This is a genomic window from Lactococcus sp. NH2-7C, assembly GCF_029953655.1.
Taxonomy (GTDB): Bacteria; Bacillota; Bacilli; order Lactobacillales; family Streptococcaceae; genus Lactococcus; species Lactococcus lactis.
In genome coordinates this window covers 233,758-250,498 of sequence record NZ_CP124538.1, presented here as the reverse complement: position 1 = coordinate 250,498, position 16,741 = coordinate 233,758, and the positions used below count along the sequence as shown (strand labels likewise).

18 protein-coding genes, 1 riboswitch and 1 other annotated feature are annotated in these 16,741 nt (G+C 33.9%); all 18 genes read left to right on the top strand.

What is annotated here, in order from left to right; genetic code table 11:
• The first annotated feature begins 80 nt into the window (after window positions 1–80).
• The 18 genes from QJV49_RS01195 (at window position 81) to QJV49_RS01110 (ending at window position 16,704) form a co-directional block, all read left to right on the top strand.
• Complete coding sequence (locus QJV49_RS01195) at window positions 81–320, top strand: YneF family protein (protein ID WP_003130191.1); 240 nt, start codon at window positions 81–83, stop codon at window positions 318–320.
• A gap of 154 nt (window positions 321–474) precedes the next feature.
• A complete protein-coding gene (gene racE / locus QJV49_RS01190) occupies window positions 475–1,290 on the top strand; it encodes a glutamate racemase (protein ID WP_225511435.1) in 816 nt (271 codons plus the stop codon).
• Window positions 1,291–1,896 carry a nucleoside-triphosphate diphosphatase gene (locus tag QJV49_RS01185; protein ID WP_225511434.1) on the top strand — a complete coding sequence of 202 codons (606 nt, stop codon included), beginning with the start codon at window positions 1,291–1,293 and terminating at the stop codon, window positions 1,894–1,896.
• 47 nt (window positions 1,897–1,943) lie between these two features.
• The gene (locus QJV49_RS01180; protein WP_225511433.1) at window positions 1,944–2,447 is read left to right on the top strand and encodes a metallophosphoesterase; all 504 of its coding nucleotides are present in this window, start codon (window positions 1,944–1,946) and stop codon (window positions 2,445–2,447) included.
• Window positions 2,448–2,477: 30 nt separating this feature from the next.
• Window positions 2,478–2,939: a cyclic-di-AMP-binding protein CbpB gene (gene cbpB, locus QJV49_RS01175; RefSeq protein WP_010905865.1), complete on the top strand. Its 462-nt coding sequence runs from the start codon at window positions 2,478–2,480 to the stop codon at window positions 2,937–2,939.
• Entirely contained in the window at window positions 2,917–3,633 is a 717-nt protein-coding gene (gene xerD / locus QJV49_RS01170) for a site-specific tyrosine recombinase XerD (RefSeq protein WP_225511432.1), read from the top strand. The genes cbpB and xerD overlap by 23 nt, the downstream gene beginning before the upstream one ends.
• A gap of 29 nt (window positions 3,634–3,662) precedes the next feature.
• Window positions 3,663–4,391, top strand: a complete 729-nt coding sequence (locus tag QJV49_RS01165; RefSeq protein WP_225511431.1) for a segregation/condensation protein A — start codon at window positions 3,663–3,665, stop codon at window positions 4,389–4,391.
• Window positions 4,384–4,950, top strand: coding sequence for an SMC-Scp complex subunit ScpB (gene scpB, locus QJV49_RS01160; protein WP_225511430.1), 567 nt, complete (start codon window positions 4,384–4,386; stop codon window positions 4,948–4,950). The genes QJV49_RS01165 and scpB overlap by 8 nt, the downstream gene beginning before the upstream one ends.
• Complete coding sequence (locus QJV49_RS01155) at window positions 4,937–5,656, top strand: pseudouridine synthase (protein WP_225511429.1); 720 nt, start codon at window positions 4,937–4,939, stop codon at window positions 5,654–5,656. The genes scpB and QJV49_RS01155 overlap by 14 nt, the downstream gene beginning before the upstream one ends.
• A 98-nt stretch (window positions 5,657–5,754) precedes the next feature.
• A riboswitch (FMN riboswitch) is annotated at window positions 5,755–5,891 on the top strand.
• A 114-nt stretch (window positions 5,892–6,005) separates the two neighbouring features.
• Window positions 6,006–6,626, top strand: a complete 621-nt coding sequence (locus QJV49_RS01150) for an ECF transporter S component (RefSeq protein WP_003130203.1) — start codon at window positions 6,006–6,008, stop codon at window positions 6,624–6,626.
• Window positions 6,627–6,774: 148 nt separating this feature from the next.
• On the top strand, window positions 6,775–8,592 hold the full coding sequence (locus QJV49_RS01145; protein ID WP_225511428.1) for an ABC transporter ATP-binding protein: 1,818 nt from the start codon (window positions 6,775–6,777) through the stop codon (window positions 8,590–8,592).
• A complete protein-coding gene (locus QJV49_RS01140) occupies window positions 8,576–10,402 on the top strand; it encodes an ABC transporter ATP-binding protein (RefSeq protein WP_225511427.1) in 1,827 nt (608 codons plus the stop codon). The genes QJV49_RS01145 and QJV49_RS01140 overlap by 17 nt, the downstream gene beginning before the upstream one ends.
• A 121-nt stretch (window positions 10,403–10,523) precedes the next feature.
• Window positions 10,524–11,282 (top strand): XRE family transcriptional regulator, encoded by a 759-nt coding sequence (locus tag QJV49_RS01135; protein WP_225511426.1) that lies wholly within the window; start codon window positions 10,524–10,526, stop codon window positions 11,280–11,282.
• Between the two features lie 13 nt (window positions 11,283–11,295).
• Window positions 11,296–11,484: a hypothetical protein gene (locus tag QJV49_RS01130; protein ID WP_225511425.1), complete on the top strand. Its 189-nt coding sequence runs from the start codon at window positions 11,296–11,298 to the stop codon at window positions 11,482–11,484.
• Between the two features lie 221 nt (window positions 11,485–11,705).
• Window positions 11,706–11,831, top strand: a sequence feature (ribosomal protein L10 leader region).
• Window positions 11,832–11,856: 25 nt separating this feature from the next.
• Window positions 11,857–12,372, top strand: a complete 516-nt coding sequence (rplJ, locus tag QJV49_RS01125; RefSeq protein ID WP_015426500.1) for a 50S ribosomal protein L10 — start codon at window positions 11,857–11,859, stop codon at window positions 12,370–12,372.
• 69 nt (window positions 12,373–12,441) lie between these two features.
• Complete coding sequence (gene rplL / locus QJV49_RS01120; RefSeq protein WP_003130214.1) at window positions 12,442–12,807, top strand: 50S ribosomal protein L7/L12; 366 nt, start codon at window positions 12,442–12,444, stop codon at window positions 12,805–12,807.
• A gap of 344 nt (window positions 12,808–13,151) precedes the next feature.
• Entirely contained in the window at window positions 13,152–14,240 is a 1,089-nt protein-coding gene (gene wecB, locus QJV49_RS01115) for a non-hydrolyzing UDP-N-acetylglucosamine 2-epimerase (RefSeq protein WP_225511424.1), read from the top strand.
• The gene (locus QJV49_RS01110) at window positions 14,230–16,704 is read left to right on the top strand and encodes a glycosyltransferase (protein WP_241892290.1); all 2,475 of its coding nucleotides are present in this window, start codon (window positions 14,230–14,232) and stop codon (window positions 16,702–16,704) included. The genes wecB and QJV49_RS01110 overlap by 11 nt, the downstream gene beginning before the upstream one ends.
• Window positions 16,705–16,741 lie beyond the last annotated feature (37 nt).

The following is a 16,741-nucleotide window of genomic DNA, read 5'->3' as shown; positions in this document are numbered from 1 at the left end:
TGCTGACAAAAGGACTAAATTTTGATATAATAAGATGTCATCAATGGCGAAAGCGTTTCGCCAAAATTAGGAGATTCAAAATGAATTTAATCTTAGCTATTTTGCTTATGGTTGTATGCCTTTTGGCAGGTTTTTTCTTGGGAACATGGTTCTCACAACGCCAAACAAAAAAATTACTTATGGATAACCCCCCCCTTAATGAAGACGCTGTTCGTCTTATGATGGGATCTATGGGACGCAAACCAAGTGAAGTTCAAGTCCAACAAGTTCTTCGCCAAATTCGTGCTGCTGCAAAGCAATCAGACACAAACAAAAAATAAGCTATTATATACGCTGAGCGAAGCAGTAGAACATAAGTTCTAAACTCTCTCAGCGTTTGCTTTTATCATCATAAATAAAGTATCCATTATATTAAAAAATACAGATTTTGGATAAGAAAGAATTTGAATTAGATATTTTAAAAGGAGAAGAAAAATGGACAATCGACCAATCGGCCTCTTAGATTCTGGTGTTGGTGGACTGACTGTTGCTCGCGAACTCCTTAGACAACTCCCAAATGAAGAAATTGTCTACATAGGAGATACAAGAAGAGCTCCTTATGGTCCGCGTAGTCGTGAACAAATCATTGCGTTCACTTGGGACATGGTTAATTTTTTACTATCAAAAGATGTGAAAATGATTGTAATGGCCTGTAATACAGCAACAGCGATGGCCTTAGAAATCGTAAAAGAAAAACTAGATATTCCAGTAATTGGTGTCATCCTACCCGGAGCAAGCTCAGCAATTCAAAAAACAAAAACAAACAAAATTGGTGTAATTGCCACTCAAGCTTCAATTCGTTCAGATGAATATCATAAAACAATTGCTCGTAAATCATCAGCAGTAGAAGTATATAGCCTAGCATGCCCAAAATTTGTTTCAATCGTTGAATCAAATGAAATGGAATCTGAAATTGCTAGAAAAGTTGTATCAGAAAGTCTTGTTCCACTAATCGGAAAAGTAGATACCTTAATTCTCGGATGTACTCACTATCCTCTCTTACGTTCCTTAATTCAAGAAACAATGGGGAAAGAGGTGCGTTTGATTGATTCTGGAGCAGAAGCTGTACGAGATATTTCTGTTTTGCTCAACTATTTTTCAATAAATGGACAAGAACGTCAAACATTAGAGCATCGTTTCTATACTACTGCAGGCGTTAATTCATTTCGAGAAATTGCAGAAAAATGGTTAAACATTGGACAACTTCAGATTGAACATACTGAAATAGAGAATTTCAATAAGGAAAAATAAATGGAAAAAAAACTTATAATCGCAACAAGAAATTCAGGAAAAACAAAAGAATTTAAAAAATTATTTGCTGATTTCGGTTATGAAATCAAAGATTTAACAGATTATCCAGAACTTCCTGAAATTGAAGAAACTGGAACTACTTTTGAAGAAAATGCTCGTTTAAAAGCAGAACAAATCGCAGAACTTACTGGGCAAGTAGTTATTGGCGATGATTCAGGACTTTGTGTTGATGTTCTTGGTGGTTTGCCTGGCATTTGGTCGCATCGTTTCTCAGCTCCAGATCCTACTGACGAGAAAAATATCGCAAAACTTTTACACGAACTGGCTCCAACGGCAATTACTCCGGAACGTAGAAGCGCACATTTTCATACTACACTTGTGGCGGCAAAACCAGACCGTGAGAGTTTAGTTGTGGAAGCAGATTGGGATGGCTATATTGCTCTCGCACCTAAAGGAGAAAATGGTTTTGGCTATGATCCTATTTTCATGGTTGATGCCTTTAGAACAGCTGCAGAATTATCAGAAAAAGAAAAAAATCAAGTCTCTCATCGCGGACAAGCCTTGAGAAAATTGATGGCTGAACTTCCAGAATGGCTTGACAAATAAGTTTAAATGAATTAACATAAATATAATTATGTAAAAGAGGAATGCTTATGTTTGTAGTAATGTCTGATTCGCATTATGACCGCGATGTGGTTGAATCCATAAAATCAAAATATTTAAATGAAGCAACTGCTATCTTTCATTGTGGAGATTCTGAACTTCCGAGTTCTGATGAAATTTGGCAAGGAATAACTGTTGTTGCTGGGAACTGTGATTATGATAGTGGGTATCACGATTTTCTTACACAAGAAGTTGAAGGAAAAAAGGTATTAATTACACATGGTCATCTTTTTTATGTTGGTTTAGGATTAGACCGTTATTCTTATTTTGCTGAGGAAAAGAAAGCAGATATCGCGCTTTTTGGACATATCCATCAACCAGTAGCACAAAAAATAAATAATATACTTTATGTAAATCCAGGTTCAGTTACACAACCTAGAGGAAAGTATGATATCAAAATGTATGCTATAATTGAGGTTGAAGGGGAAGAGTTCAAAGTTTCTTATCGAAATCTGCAACATGAACCTATCCCGGAACTACAGTTCAGACTCTAAGTCTACAAAGCTCTTTAAGGAGTAATTTGCATGATTGATAAAAAGATTGAGGACTTTATCTTGAATCAAAGTGAAACCTTTATGATTCCTGCCTCAAATGTTGCTGTACTTTATGCTGAGCATAATATTGCTCATGCAAAACTGATGCTTAGTCAGTATAAGTATTCACGAGTTCCAGTTTTAAATGAAAAAAAAGAATATGTTGGTGTTTTGGGTTTAACAGAAATAGTTGAGTTTGAAATGGAACAGAATTTCTTTTTTGAGAAATTACATAATACATCAATTTCGGAAATAGTTAATAAAGATGTTCAAACAGTTGGACCATCAGTAACTTTGGAAGAAATGATGCACAAATTAATTAAGGAGCCATTTCTCCCAGTTGTCAAAAGACAGGAATTTATGGGGATTGTTGTTAGGCAAGAAATATTAAAGGCCTTTAGTGCCTTTGCTCACGACTTTACAAAATATTATGAAATTACCAAACGAGATTGACGAGTATTTAGCAAGCAGAAATTTTTCAGAGAATACTCGTTCAAATTACCATTATGATTTAGTTTCTTTGCAGGCTTTCTTTAAAGATAAGTCACTCACAGCAGAAAACTTAGAACTTTACAAAATTCAAATTAGTAATCTTTCGCCAGCAGCACAGCGAAGGAAGATTTCAAGCGCAAATCAATACTTGCTTTTCCTATATCAAAGACAAAAAGTTGACCAGTACTTTAAACTTAAACAAGTAGTTCAAAAAAAATCACAGACTGCTCAAAGTTATCATCCAATGATTAAGGAATTTCCTGAGTTCTATGGTCCTGTGACTTGCCCAGGACAATTTTTAGCTTTATTAATTTTAGAATTTGGGCTAAATTTTGCTGAGATACAAAAATTGAAATGGGAAAATTTTAATTGGAACTTTAAATATCTTACAATTGAGAAAGCCGGAATAAAACGTGTTTTGCCAATTAGAGAAAAATTTGCCATAAGAGTTAAAGCCATTAACAATGCTGATGAATTATTCGCAAAATCTCGTCAATTTCTTTATACTGAATTGAAAAAATTTACGAATTATTCTTCCAAAGAAATTAGAGAACAGTATATCTTGCATCAAGTTAAAACAGGGAAGTCAATTTATGAACTGGCAACTCTACTTGGATTAACAACTATTACAACCCTAGAAAAATATTATAGATAGGAATTTACACTGTTTTTATTATGTAAACTATGATTAAAGAAATCAATATAAAAATTAAAAACTTCGAGGGACCTCTCGACCTTTTATTGCATTTGGTAAGTCAGTATGAAATGGATATTTTTGAAGTTCCATTGGTACCAGTTATTGAGCAATATCTTATCTATATCCAAACCATGAAAGAACTTGAATTGGAAGTAGCTGGAGAGTACATGTTAATGGCAAGTCAATTGATGTTAATTAAATCAAGAAGACTTTTACCAACAGTTACTGAAACTTTTATTGAAGATACAGAACAACTTGAGTATGATTTATTGGCTCAAATTGATGAATATCGGAAATATAAAATGTTGTCACAAGATTTAGATGAGCTTCATCAGGAACGTAGTCACTTTTATTCAAAAGCTAAGACAGAAATTATCACTGATGAAACTGTACTTTTGCAGGATAAATCTGCTTTGGATTTATTTCTAGCTTTTACCAAAATTCTTGAGTTGCAAAGACAACATTTTCAAGACGAAAATACAAAAATAGCAGCTGAGAAATTTACAATCGCTGATAAGATTTTAGAATTAAGTACTAGGTTTACAGAACAAAAAATATGTAAATTTTCAGATTTGTTTTCTAGATCTACTAATAAAGATGAACTCGTCACCACTTTTATGGCTCTTTTAGAATTAATCAAAAATCAACAGATTTCTTTTTCTCAAGAAGAGCTTTTTGGAGAAATTATTTTAGAAAGAAAAGAAACTAGTGAATAGGACAGCAAGTTGTGAACTCTTACTTTTTGTATCTGGCGAAGCTGGTTTAACTTTGGCAGAATTGTCAGCATTGACAGAAATGTCTAAACAAGCTTGTCAGCAACAAATTGATTACTTAAAAGAAAAATATCATTCTGATGAAGAATCTGCTTTGACGATTATTGAAACTGCAGGTAAATATCGCATGACCACAAAAGAAGAGTTTGCAGAAATTCTTAAAAACTATGCGAAAACTCCTCTTAATCAATCATTATCAAAATCCGCTCTTGAAGTTTTAGCAATTATTGCTTATAAGCAACCTTTAACTCGACTCGAAATCGATCAGCTCCGCGGAGTGAATTCTTCAGGTGTTCTCTCAACACTTCGTGCTTTTGATTTGGTTGAAAAGGTCGGGCAAGTTGAAGCACCAGGACGTCCAAGTCTTTATGCAACAACTGAATTTTTCTTAGACTATATTGGGATTAATCATTTAGATGAATTACCTGAAATTGATGAGTCAAGATTTATCGCAGAAGAACAAACCTTATTTAACGAAAGTGAAGAAAATGAGAATCAATAAATATTTGGCCCATGCAGGTGTGGCAAGCAGACGTAAAGCAGAAGAACTAATTTTAGCGGGAAAAGTAACGGTTAATAATGTTCCAATGACAAACTTGGGTTATCAAGTTTCAACTGGAGATATCGTTGAAGTTAATGGAGTAGCAGTTTATAATGAAGAACCCGTTTATTATCTTCTAAATAAACCAAGAGGCTATATTTCTTCAGTTAGCGATGACAAAGGACGTCAAACGGTAATGGATTTAATGCCTCAAGTTAAAGAACGTATTTATCCTGTGGGACGTTTGGACTGGGACACAAGCGGATTGCTTTTGCTTACAAACGACGGTGAGTTTACGAATATGATGACTCACCCACGTCATGGCGTTGATAAGGTCTATGTTGCTAAGGTAGAAGGCCAAGCGAACAAAGAAAACTTGCGTCCTTTAACTTTAGGTATGACTATTGAAGGTAAAAAAGTTAGTCCCGCCCGTTATGAGATTATCAAACAAGAGAAAACAAAAAATCATTCGATTGTTAGTTTAACTATCCATGAAGGACAAAATCATCAAGTTAAAAAAATGTTTGCGGCTGTAGGACTTCCAGTACAAAAATTGAGTCGTATTCAATATGGAACTCTTACATTGGATGGACTTCCAACAGGACAATTTCGTCGTTTGAGTAAAAAAGAAGTTTCTCAATTGATTAATGCAGCCCAAGGAAATTAAGCTGATTATCATAAAAGACAATCCTGATAAAGAGTTGTTTTTTTATTTCTTAAGCAAATCTTATTCTTGATAAGCAAACTATTTTTGTGCTATAATAAAACTATCTTCAGGGCACCGTGTAATTCGGGACCGGCGGTAAATAGGGCTTTGACCTTATGACTCCGCGATTCGCTACGGCGATTGAAGCAGTGAGAACCTGCTAGCGACAGTAAAGTCTGGATGGAAGAAGATGAACAATTTTTGTAGTGTAATCAACTTCGGTTTGATTACTGTTTTTAGCCAAACCAAAAATGTCTATCAACTTCCTCGAAATTTGAAGAATTATTTTCTCATATTTGGAGGTTTTTTTATGTCTAAAACACGTCGGATGGTATTAATTGCCATGCTTGCTGCACTATCAACAATCTTGTTATTGCCGATTTTGCAGTTTCCGCTATTGCCTGGAATTGATTTTATGAAAGTTGAACTCTCAATCATTCCAGTTCTTATTGGAGTCTTTACTTTGGGATTGGGTGATGGATTTATTATCCTCTTTATTCGCTCTATCTTATGGTATCTCCTATTTAATCAAGGGCCATCAACTTGGATTGGTGTGCCAATGAACTTCATTGCTTTGGGAATCTTCATGGCAATTGTTTGGTTCTTTACAAAGAAAAAATTCTCAATCAAAAACTATACAGTTGGTGTGGTTTTAGCAGCCATCGCATCAGTCCTTGTGATGATGGTATTGAATGTTTTCTACGCACTCCCTCTCTATCGTTTAGCTGCTGGCTTCGATGTTGATAAGATTTTTGTTGGAGCAACTCATCTTTTTAATATGGGTTCCCTATCAGTTACTTTGAATCCAACTTATCTTTTAACAGTAGTTTTACCTTTTAATGCTTTGCAATATATTATCTTTGCTCTGGTATTTGGATTGATTGTTGCAGTGTTCAAGAAAAACAAAGTCGTAAAATTTTATAATGCTTAATAAAAAAAGAGATTTCATTGATTTGAAGTTTCTTTTTTTATTTAAATAGTGAATAAGTGGGAATCTCACTTCATATAGTCTGTTTTAAACGCTTTCTTTATGGTATACTAATATTTAGAATATTATAAAATAAAATGGAATAGACTGTATGAAAATTTTTAAAGATTTATGGTGGTTTTTTAAGGCAGAGAAAAAAGGTTATGGCGTTGGTCTATTAGCCCTTTTTATCGTTTCTTTAACTCACTTGATTCCGCCTTTAATTATCGGAAAAGTTATTGACCATATTGTTAAGCGTAACTTGACTTTACCCTTAATTTTGAGTTTTTCTGGTATTTTATTGTTCACTGCACTTGTTGAATATGGCTTTCGTTTTCTTTGGTCCACAAATATCTGGGGCGAAGCCTTTAAACTGGAAAAAATAATCCGTAGTCGGCTTTTCAGGCATTTTTTGCGAATGGATACCCTTTTTTATCAGAGAAATCGGACTGGCGATTTGATGGCTCATGCAACTAATGACTTGCAAGCGATACAGAGTGTTGCTGGCCTTGGTGTTTTGACTTGGGCAGATTCTTTAATGACAGGTGGGATGACAATCATTGCTATGCTCTTATTTATCGACTGGCGCTTGACGATTATTGCTATCCTTCCTTTGCCTTTACTCGCGCTAGTATCTAAAGTTTTAGGGGATAAAATTCATGTGAGTTTTGAACATGCCCAAGAAACTTTCTCTGAGATGAATGATAAAGTCCAAGAATCGATTACAGGAATGAAAGCAATCAAATCTTTTGGCGAAGAAGAACAAGATATGGCTGATTTCCAAGTTAAGCTAGATAATATTGATAAAGCCTTTATCAGGGTCAATTGGATTGACTCAATGTATGATCCTTTAATTACTCTAATTGTTGGTTTATCTTATGCTTTAACCATTCTTTTAGGGGGCTACTATGTTGTTCATCACGTTTTAACGATAGGTCAGTTGGTTGCTTTTATGACTTATATTGGAAATTTGGTCTGGCCGATGTTTGCTATTGGTGTTCTCTTTAATGTTATTGAACGTGGAAGAGCTTCATACAGTCGAGTAGAAAAATTATTAGCTCAAAAAGCGGAATCAAAAATTTCCGAGGGAACTTTGAAAATGCCAAAAGAAGGACAACTGTTTTTTGATATTGAAAGTTTTACTTACCCAAATGAGAATGAAGGGCGCAATCTGGAGAAAGTTCAATTTAATTTAAAAGAAGGTCATGTTTTAGGTTTGGTCGGACGAACAGGTGCTGGAAAGTCAACGATTATTAAACTTTTAATGCGAGAGTTTGACCATTACAAAGGAAAAATTACTTTTGCTGACCATGATATTATGGATTATCAATTAGATGAATATTTGCCCGCGATTGGTTATGTTCCACAAGAACATTTTCTATTTTCGATGTCTGTCAGAGATAATATTCGCTTTGCCAAGATGTCAGCGAGTCAAGAAGAAGTTGAAATTGCAGCTAAAACAGCTGGAATTCATGATGATATTATTGCTTTTCCTGAAGGCTATGATACTTTGGTTGGCGAGCGTGGAGTTTCACTTTCTGGTGGACAAAAACAAAGGTTATCTATTGCGAGGGCGCTACTTATTCAGCCTAAATTATTGATTTTAGATGATGCGCTGTCAGCTGTGGATGCCAAGACTGAACAGTTAATTTTGTCAAATCTGAAGGATTTACGTCATGAAAGTTCAACGCTGGTTGTCAGTCACAGATTATCATCAGTAATGGAAGCTAATGAAATTCTCGTGCTAGATGAAGGAAAAGTGATTGAGCGTGGTTTGCATGAAGATTTGATTAAATCTGGAGGTTGGTATGCTCAAATGTGGCAAATGCAACAGATTGAAAGTCATTTGACAGCGAATGATGAAGATGAAAATTTACTGACAGGTTCGTCAGTAAATCGGGAAGGAGAAGAAAATGGAGAAATCTACTGACAAAATGTCTGTCAGAGAAAGTTGGCAAGTTTTTAAATTTATTTTCAAATTCTTATTACCTTTCAAAAAGTATTTCGTTTGGGCTTTTGTTTTTAGTGTGATGACAACTGCTCTTGCTTCAATTATGCCTTTTGTTTTGTCTGTTTTTATGGATTCCTATTTGACACCTATGAAAGCGACTGACCAGATTATCTTCTATTTTGCAGGTCTTTATTTGATTTTAGCAATAATCAATTCAATTGCTTTCTTTTTCAAATGGAATTATCTGCAAAATGGTTCGATTTTTGTTAATCAATACATTCGTAAGAAAGTTTATCGAAAAATTCATCAGCTAGGCATGCGCTATTTTGACCAAAAACCGACGGGTTGGTTAATCACCAGAATCACAAATGACACCGATTTATTTGATTTCTGGCAGACTTTGTTTAATGCCTTAACAAGTTTGCTTTCTATTATCATTGCCTTCATTGCTTTGTTTATTATTGACCACCAAATTGCGCTTGTGATGTTGCTGATTCTTCCCCTATTGATTTTGGCAGTATTGATTTATCAAAAAGTGAGTACAAAAGTTTATCAAGCCATGCTTGCTAAGCGTTCAGAATTGAATACGAAATTAAATGAATACATTTCTGGGATGAGAATTATTCAACAATTTCGCCAAGAGAGCAGACTAGGAAATGAATTTGAAAAAACAAATGATGAATATTATGGTTATCGAAAACGAGTGATTCAGATTAATGGGATTTTGTTGAGCCCTTTAGTTAATTTTTTGATGGCCCTCTCAATTGTTGTTGTCTTGTTGATGTATTCTAATCGAAGTCTACATGCAGTGGTTGAGGCTGGTTTAATTTATGCTTTCATCAGTAATGTACAAATTTACTTTAATCCTATTTCAGGATTGATGGATTCTTTATCAAACTTTTCAAATGGATTGGTGGCCTCTAGTCGCATCAAGACAATCATGGAAGAAAAAGAATTTGCGCCACAACAAGGAATTTCAACTTCTGTCAGTAAAAATGTTGATGAAAAATTTACTGACAGAAAATCTGTCAGCAATTCTCCAATCATTCAAGAAGGAAAAATTGAATTTCGCAATGTCAGTTTTTCATATGACGGAGAACATCAAGTTTTGAAAAACATCTCATTTATTGTGAATCCTGGAGAAACGCTTGCTTTTGTAGGTCATACAGGTTCGGGAAAATCGAGTATTATCAATGTCTTTATGCGCTTCTATGAATTCACAGAAGGCCAAGTTTTGATTGATGATCAGGACATTAGAAGTTATTCAAAAGAAGAACTTAGGAAAAAAATTGGTTTAGTCTTGCAAGATTCCTTTATGTTTGTTGCGTCAGTTACTGACAATATCAAAATGATGAATCCACAGATTACTGACCAAGCAGCTAAAGAAGCGGCTCGATTTGTCCAAGCTGACACATTCATCAAAGCTTTAGAAAATGGTTACGAAACCAAAGTAATTGAAGGCGGGGCAGCCTTCTCGGCCGGTGAACGTCAATTAATTAACTTTGCTCGAACGATTGTGCGTAATCCGAAAATTCTCTTATTAGATGAAGCAACAGCCAATATTGATACTGAAACTGAAGCGCTTATTCAAGAAGGTCTGACAAATATGCGACAAAATCGAACGACAATGGCCATTGCTCACCGTTTATCAACGATTAAAGATGCTGACCAGATTTTAGTCTTGAACAAGGGAGAAATTATTGAGCGAGGAAATCATGACCAACTTTTAGCACTTAATGGTTATTATGCAGACATGTATCGAATACAAACATTACAAAAAGAACTCTAAAAGTCACTGATATCAGTGGCTTTTAAATTTTATCAGTTTTTCTGATAAAATCCATTGACAAAAAATAAAATAAGAGATATAATATAAGAAAGATTGATAAAGAATCAGGAAGGGAGAGTTTATGAATTTTGGTCAGAACTTAAAAAAATTAAGAAAAAATGCAAAATTGACACAGAGTCAATTAGCAGAAAAGCTAGGAATGAAGCAAAATGCCTATGTACTCTGGGAACAAAAATCAACTAACCCAACTTTAGAATTACTAGAAAAACTTGCAGATATTTATGGTTTGCCAATTCAAGAATTAATCAAAGAAGATGATAATAATGCAGAAAAGCAATTAATTGATAATTATCGTTCACTGACAGGAGAACAACAAGAATCAGTTATTAACTTCACTGACTTTCTTATGGAACAAAATAAAGCAGATCTCATTGATTTGAAAACTTATCGACGTTCTTCATTAGAGTATGCTATTGTTGAAGATGAAGCGCTTTCGGCAGGTTTTGGTCAAATAGCAAATAACACAGGTGGTTATTATAGAGCATATACAACAGAAACATTGAGGCGATATGATGGTGCAGCTAGAATTAAGGGTGAATCCATGGAGCCGGATTTTCCAAATTTTTCTATTGCAACATTCTTACATACTGGTTTTGGTCGGAGTGGAGATATTTACGCAATTGCTGAAGGTGATTTGGGAGAAGAACGTTTGTATATCAAGCAAGTATTTGAAGAAGAAGATGGACAGTTTAGAATTCACTCACTCAATCCTGACCCACAATATAAGGACTTTTATCTAGGACAGGAAGATAATTTCCGAATTATTGGGCCAGTGGTTGATAATTTTGAAGAAATTGAAGAATCACAAATTATAGATTAAATGAGGACTTAAAATGAATTGGATAAGAGAAATTTTGCCAATACTGGGGATTGGATTAATTTTTTCGGCTGTTTATGAACTTGTCCTATTTCTTTCACAAAAAATGATAGAAAATGATGATAAAGTGAAAGAAAAAAAGGAAAAAAAGATTATTAACGTAAAATTTTTTCATGGTTCAAAAAATCAAAAAAATATTGCATGAGCTGAGATGAAAAGTATAATAAATGAAGGTCGAAATTATTCGCCTTTTTTCTTGTTAATCCTAGGAAAATAGAGAACTGATGAGCTGGTTTATAGTACAATTTCAAAATAAAAGTGATAAATAAAATAAATTTTTTAGCAGATATCTATATAAAAAAGGCAAATGGATTTGAAAGTAAGTTAATCCTTGCAATTTCAGAAAAACTTTGATATACTTATTAACGGTTCTAAAAGAACTGACCGAAGACAGTAGGGGACGAAAGTCATAAACTTCCTACCGAGGACAAATATCAAAATGATAATTGAACTCTCTATGTCTTTTGTGTGTAGAGATTTTTTATTTCTACAACCAAAATAAAATGGAGGTAAAAAAATGAGCGATTACAAAGTAAATGAAGCAACAATTGCTAAGAAAGCAGAATTGGTTGATGTTTACGCACAAAAAATGACTGAAGCAGCATCTATCGTTGTTGCAGATTCACGTGGTTTGTCAGTTGATCAAGACACTCAACTTCGTAAACAACTTCGTGAAGCAGGCGTTGAATTCAAAGTCGTTAAAAACTCAGTCTTGCGTCGTGCAGCTGAAAAAGCTGGTCTTGAAGGTTTATCAGAAGCATTCACTGGCCCATCAGCAGTAGCATTTTCTAACGAAGATGTTGTAGCACCAGCAAAAGTTTTGGCTGACTTTGCAAAAGATGCTGAAAATCTTGAAATCAAAGCTGGTGTTATCGAAGGTAAAGTTTCTTCTAAAGAAGAAATCCAAGCTATTGCGTCTCTTCCAAGCCGCGATGGACTCCTTTCTATGCTTCTTTCAGTGCTCCAAGCACCTGTCCGCAACGTGGCTCTTGCAGTCAAAGCTGTTGCAGAAAAAGAAGAATCAGCTGCTTAATTATAAGCAACATTACTTATATCGGCGGATTTACGCAACAAAATAAAAAATTAATAGGAGAATATTAAAATGGCATTGAACATTGAAAACATCGTTGCTGAACTTGAAAACGCAACAATCCTTGAACTTTCTGAACTTGTAAAAGCAATCGAAGAAAAATTTGACGTAACAGCAGCAGCTCCAGTTGCAGCAGCAGCAGGTGCTGGTGATGCAGCAGCAGCTAAAGATTCATTCGACGTTGAATTGACATCAGCTGGCGACAAAAAAGTTGCAGTAATCAAAGAAGTACGTGGAATCACTGGTCTTGGACTTAAAGAAGCTAAAGAACTCGTTGATGGTGCACCAACAATGATCAAAGAAGGTCTTTCTGAATCAGAAGCTAACGAAGTTAAAGAAAAACTTGAAGCAGCTGGTGCTTCAATCACACTTAAATAAGAATTTTATTCTTATTTGAATAAAAACTGTCACATTATGTTGGCAGTTTTTTTTAATCTATTGAAAGTTTATAAAACTTTTAAGATAAAACTATAAAATGTTGACTGATGTAAGTTTTATATGCTAGAATATATCGTACAGCGTCTTTAAATAATTACACCAAAATGACAGTGTGGTACATTTGTACCATACTTTTATAATGCATAATATTAATTTAATACGGGACAAAAGCAGTTCAGTTGCTCTTGATACTATTATTTAATAGAATATAAGTATATAGTTTTTAAGGTACATTTAAAGTAGTTAGCCGTAATAAAATATTAATTATAGATGGTGAGGTAGAGATGAAAAAGTTACTCTTTATATTTGGGACTAGGCCAGAATTTATTAAAGTTTATCCAGTAATCCAAGAGGCGAAAAGGCAAGGCAATCCAATTGTTCTGGTTAACACAGGGCAGCACAAAGAAATGCTCAATGAACTTTTAGATGAATTTTCTGTGGAAGTTGATTACGATTTGAAAATCATGGAAAAATATTCTGGTTTATCAGAAATTGTGGCAGGATCAATTAGCGGTCTTGACCCAATTATTAAAAAGGAACAACCAGATGTCATCTTAGTTCATGGTGATACTGCAGCTACTTTGGCTGGAAGTTTGGTTGCTTATTTTAATCAGATAAAGTTGGCACATATTGAAGCAGGCTTGCGAACTTACAATAAATTTTCACCATTTCCTGAAGAAATGAATCGTCAAATTGTTGGTTTGATGGCTGATTATCATTTTACACCAACGGAAATGACGAAAGAAAATCTTTTAAAAGAAGGTAAGCCCAAAAAACAGGTTTTTGTAGTTGGAAACAGTGCTATAGATATGTTTCAGTATACTTTAAAGGATGATTATACAAATGAAGCTTTATCATGGCAAGCTGATAAGAAAATGATTTTAGTGACGGCTCACCGTCGTGAAAATTTGAGTGATTTAGAAGAAATTTTTGATGGAATTGCAGAGATCGCTGATGAATTTAAAGAAACATATAAAATCATTTATCCAATTCATATGAATCCAATCATTCGTGAAAAAGCGCAAAAATTACTGGAACATAGTAATATTAAAATCATTGACCCGCTGGATACAATTAACTTTCATAATGTGATGCGTCATGCCGAGTTGATTTTAACTGACTCTGGTGGAATTCAAGAAGAAGCGGCTTTCTTAGGGATTCCAGTGCTTGTTTTACGTGATACAACTGAAAGACCCGAGGGTGTACTGGCTGGTACTTTAAAACTTGTGGGGACTTCAAAAGAAAATATTGTTAATGAGACTCGGACTTTACTGACAGACAAGACTAAATATGAAAGGATGTCAGGAAGTAAGAATCCTTATGGTGACGGAACAACTTCCTTGCAGATTGTTAATATTCTAAATGAAAAATAAAAAAATTAATTTAAAGTCTTTCCAGTCTGTCTGTCTCATTTTTATCTTCCTCTTTAATTTTGAGTTTATTTTCCGCTTATCAAATTTTACTACCAGGGAAAAATTCTTTACACTTTTCTTTTTTGTGGCTCCTTTGATGCTGAGTTCATTTTTTATCATTACTGATAGTGAAAAGGTCCCTAATTCAGTTAAAAATCTTAGTATTATCGGTGTTTTCGGCTTCTTAATTTATGGTTCAAATCGCTTAATCGTATCGTTAACTTATCTCGTAGGAGGTGAGCATGCTGTTCCACAGCTCTTTTCTTTTCGATTTTTGATTGCCATATTTACCTTATTCTGTTGTGGTTTAGCTTACTATGTTTCGACAAAAAAACGCTTAATCTATAATTTAGCAACGATAATTGCCTCTTTATGGTTTATTACATTACCTATTATCGTTTTTAGATTTCTTTTTAAAATTTTGATTGAACACCAAAGGTTTGATTTTTCGATTGTAAGTAATATGGATATTAGGTATTTAATTGTTCCTTTTATGCCCATTATGTATTTAAGTTTTTGTAAGTTTACTGGTGTTGATCTGAAGCAAATAAGTAAAAGCATAAAGAATACTGTATATGCTCTCCTAGTAATCTATCTAGTAGCCCTGATTGTCTATTCTGGGACTCAAATGAATATTACGTTTAGTTTTGCCCAAGAAGCTTTCTTTAATGGGATAGAACTTAATCATGGTGTATTATTAGCTCATTGGCTTGAAAGCTTGACAGTGGTTTCTCAATTTGTTCTCCCAATAATTGCTTTTGCTTTAGTAATTGGATATAAGGGTGAAAAATCTAAGAAAAAAATATCCACTATAAAACCGTTTTTAATTTTAATATTAATTGCATTGGGGGTATATGGCTATATCTTTTTGATTGAACCTCCGACTAACTTTGTTAGGTTTAATGAAAAAGTATTTAATAGTTATTTTGCTTTGCAAATATTTGAAGTAGTAGTCATTATGCTTTTGAGCATTTATACTGGATTAAAAAAGTTTATAAGACCAAGATCAAAAATACTATTGTATATTGGATCAAGTCTCCCTTTCCTCTATTTATATATCGTAAGATATCATTATTGGGAAAAGAGTTATATTTTTGCTGATATTTTTGACCGTATCAATTATATTTTCTTTCTTTTTTCAGTTTTTGTTTTTCTTTATTATACTGTGGAAGTCTTCATTCTTTGGTATTCTTATAGTAAAAGACAAAGAATTAACGCTCTTACTTTAAAAAATGAAGGACTAAAAAAGCAGTTCCATATCCATGTTTTAATCCCATGTCTGAATGAAGAATTAGTGATTCAAACAACTTTAAAAAGTATTTTAAAAAATAATTACGAAAATCTAGTGGTGACAGTTATTGATGATGCAAGTGATGATCACACATTGGAAAAAATTTCTGAACTTAAGGATCCTAGATTAAATGTATTAAAACGATTGAAACCTAATGCACAGCAGGGAAAAGGAGTAGCTCTCAATTGGGCTTACTATCAAATTAGTGAACAAATTCAAGAAGCAGGAATTGCTCCTGAGGATGTCCTAATTGCGATAATCGATGCTGATACAAAACTTGATCATAATTACTTTGAAAAAGTCAATTGTGCCTTTAATCATGATGATAAACTTACTGGCTTACAATCAAAAGTCCGTGTTGCAAATTTACTTAAAGATGCTTCTCAGGATCTCGAATTTTCTGAAATTATCAATGCTACACAGTCTTTTAGAAGTTTGACCAATACTGTTGCCTTTGGTGGAAATGGTCAATTCTGTAAATTAAGTACTCTTCAGGCATTGAATGAAGACCCTTGGACAGATTCACTTGTTGAAGATTTTGATTTATCAACTCGTCTTTTTCTATCTGATATTGAAGTTAAAAATGCTCAATTCGATGATATTTACATTGAACAAACAGGGATTATCAATGATAATGAGGCTTTGGTTAAACAACGAGTGCGGTGGGCACAGGGAAATATTCAATCTTCAAAATATATTTTGCCGACTATTCGGTCAAAAAAATTGCAGAATAAACAGAAGTTTGAATTATTGATGACCCTACTGAAACCCTGGTTAATGGGGATTGAATATATCATTGTAATTTATACACTGATTATGATTGTTAATTCTGCTATCCTATCAGGGATTACTCAATCACTTAAAATTGTTGTTGTGCTTTTTATCGTGATGTCAATTTATATTATCTTTGTGAATTTTGTATGGGCTATTCTTTATAATAAAGAGAAGTCGCAAGAAAAAACAAGGGTGTGGGATGTAGTGAAAGATACGGTTAATCTGACGAAATTTCTACTTATTTTAACTCAAATTTATCCACAGTCAGCCATTCGATATTTCAACTCTAAAAATGATTGGGTAAAAACTAATCGTCAAGAAGAAAGTGTTGACCCTCATATTGATGAGTATAAAAAATAAGAAAAACCTGCCTTTTGGGCTAGGTTTTTTCTTTTGT

Excerpts from the sequence above, each read along its gene's own strand:
- QJV49_RS01195 (WP_003130191.1), top strand. The coding sequence starts at position 81 with ATGAATTTAATCTTAGCTATTTTGCTTATGGTTGTATGCCTTTTGGCA.
- racE (WP_225511435.1), top strand. The coding sequence starts at position 475 with ATGGACAATCGACCAATCGGCCTCTTAGATTCTGGTGTTGGTGGACTG.
- QJV49_RS01185 (WP_225511434.1), top strand. The coding sequence starts at position 1,291 with ATGGAAAAAAAACTTATAATCGCAACAAGAAATTCAGGAAAAACAAAA.
- QJV49_RS01180 (WP_225511433.1), top strand. The coding sequence starts at position 1,944 with ATGTTTGTAGTAATGTCTGATTCGCATTATGACCGCGATGTGGTTGAA.
- cbpB (WP_010905865.1), top strand. The coding sequence starts at position 2,478 with ATGATTGATAAAAAGATTGAGGACTTTATCTTGAATCAAAGTGAAACC.
- xerD (WP_225511432.1), top strand. The coding sequence starts at position 2,917 with ATGAAATTACCAAACGAGATTGACGAGTATTTAGCAAGCAGAAATTTT.
- QJV49_RS01165 (WP_225511431.1), top strand. The coding sequence starts at position 3,663 with ATGATTAAAGAAATCAATATAAAAATTAAAAACTTCGAGGGACCTCTC.
- QJV49_RS01155 (WP_225511429.1), top strand. The coding sequence starts at position 4,937 with ATGAGAATCAATAAATATTTGGCCCATGCAGGTGTGGCAAGCAGACGT.
- QJV49_RS01150 (WP_003130203.1), top strand. The coding sequence starts at position 6,006 with ATGTCTAAAACACGTCGGATGGTATTAATTGCCATGCTTGCTGCACTA.
- QJV49_RS01145 (WP_225511428.1), top strand. The coding sequence starts at position 6,775 with ATGAAAATTTTTAAAGATTTATGGTGGTTTTTTAAGGCAGAGAAAAAA.
- QJV49_RS01140 (WP_225511427.1), top strand. The coding sequence starts at position 8,576 with ATGGAGAAATCTACTGACAAAATGTCTGTCAGAGAAAGTTGGCAAGTT.
- QJV49_RS01135 (WP_225511426.1), top strand. The coding sequence starts at position 10,524 with ATGAATTTTGGTCAGAACTTAAAAAAATTAAGAAAAAATGCAAAATTG.
- QJV49_RS01130 (WP_225511425.1), top strand. The coding sequence starts at position 11,296 with ATGAATTGGATAAGAGAAATTTTGCCAATACTGGGGATTGGATTAATT.
- rplJ (WP_015426500.1), top strand. The coding sequence starts at position 11,857 with ATGAGCGATTACAAAGTAAATGAAGCAACAATTGCTAAGAAAGCAGAA.
- rplL (WP_003130214.1), top strand. The coding sequence starts at position 12,442 with ATGGCATTGAACATTGAAAACATCGTTGCTGAACTTGAAAACGCAACA.
- wecB (WP_225511424.1), top strand. The coding sequence starts at position 13,152 with ATGAAAAAGTTACTCTTTATATTTGGGACTAGGCCAGAATTTATTAAA.
- QJV49_RS01110 (WP_241892290.1), top strand. The coding sequence starts at position 14,230 with ATGAAAAATAAAAAAATTAATTTAAAGTCTTTCCAGTCTGTCTGTCTC.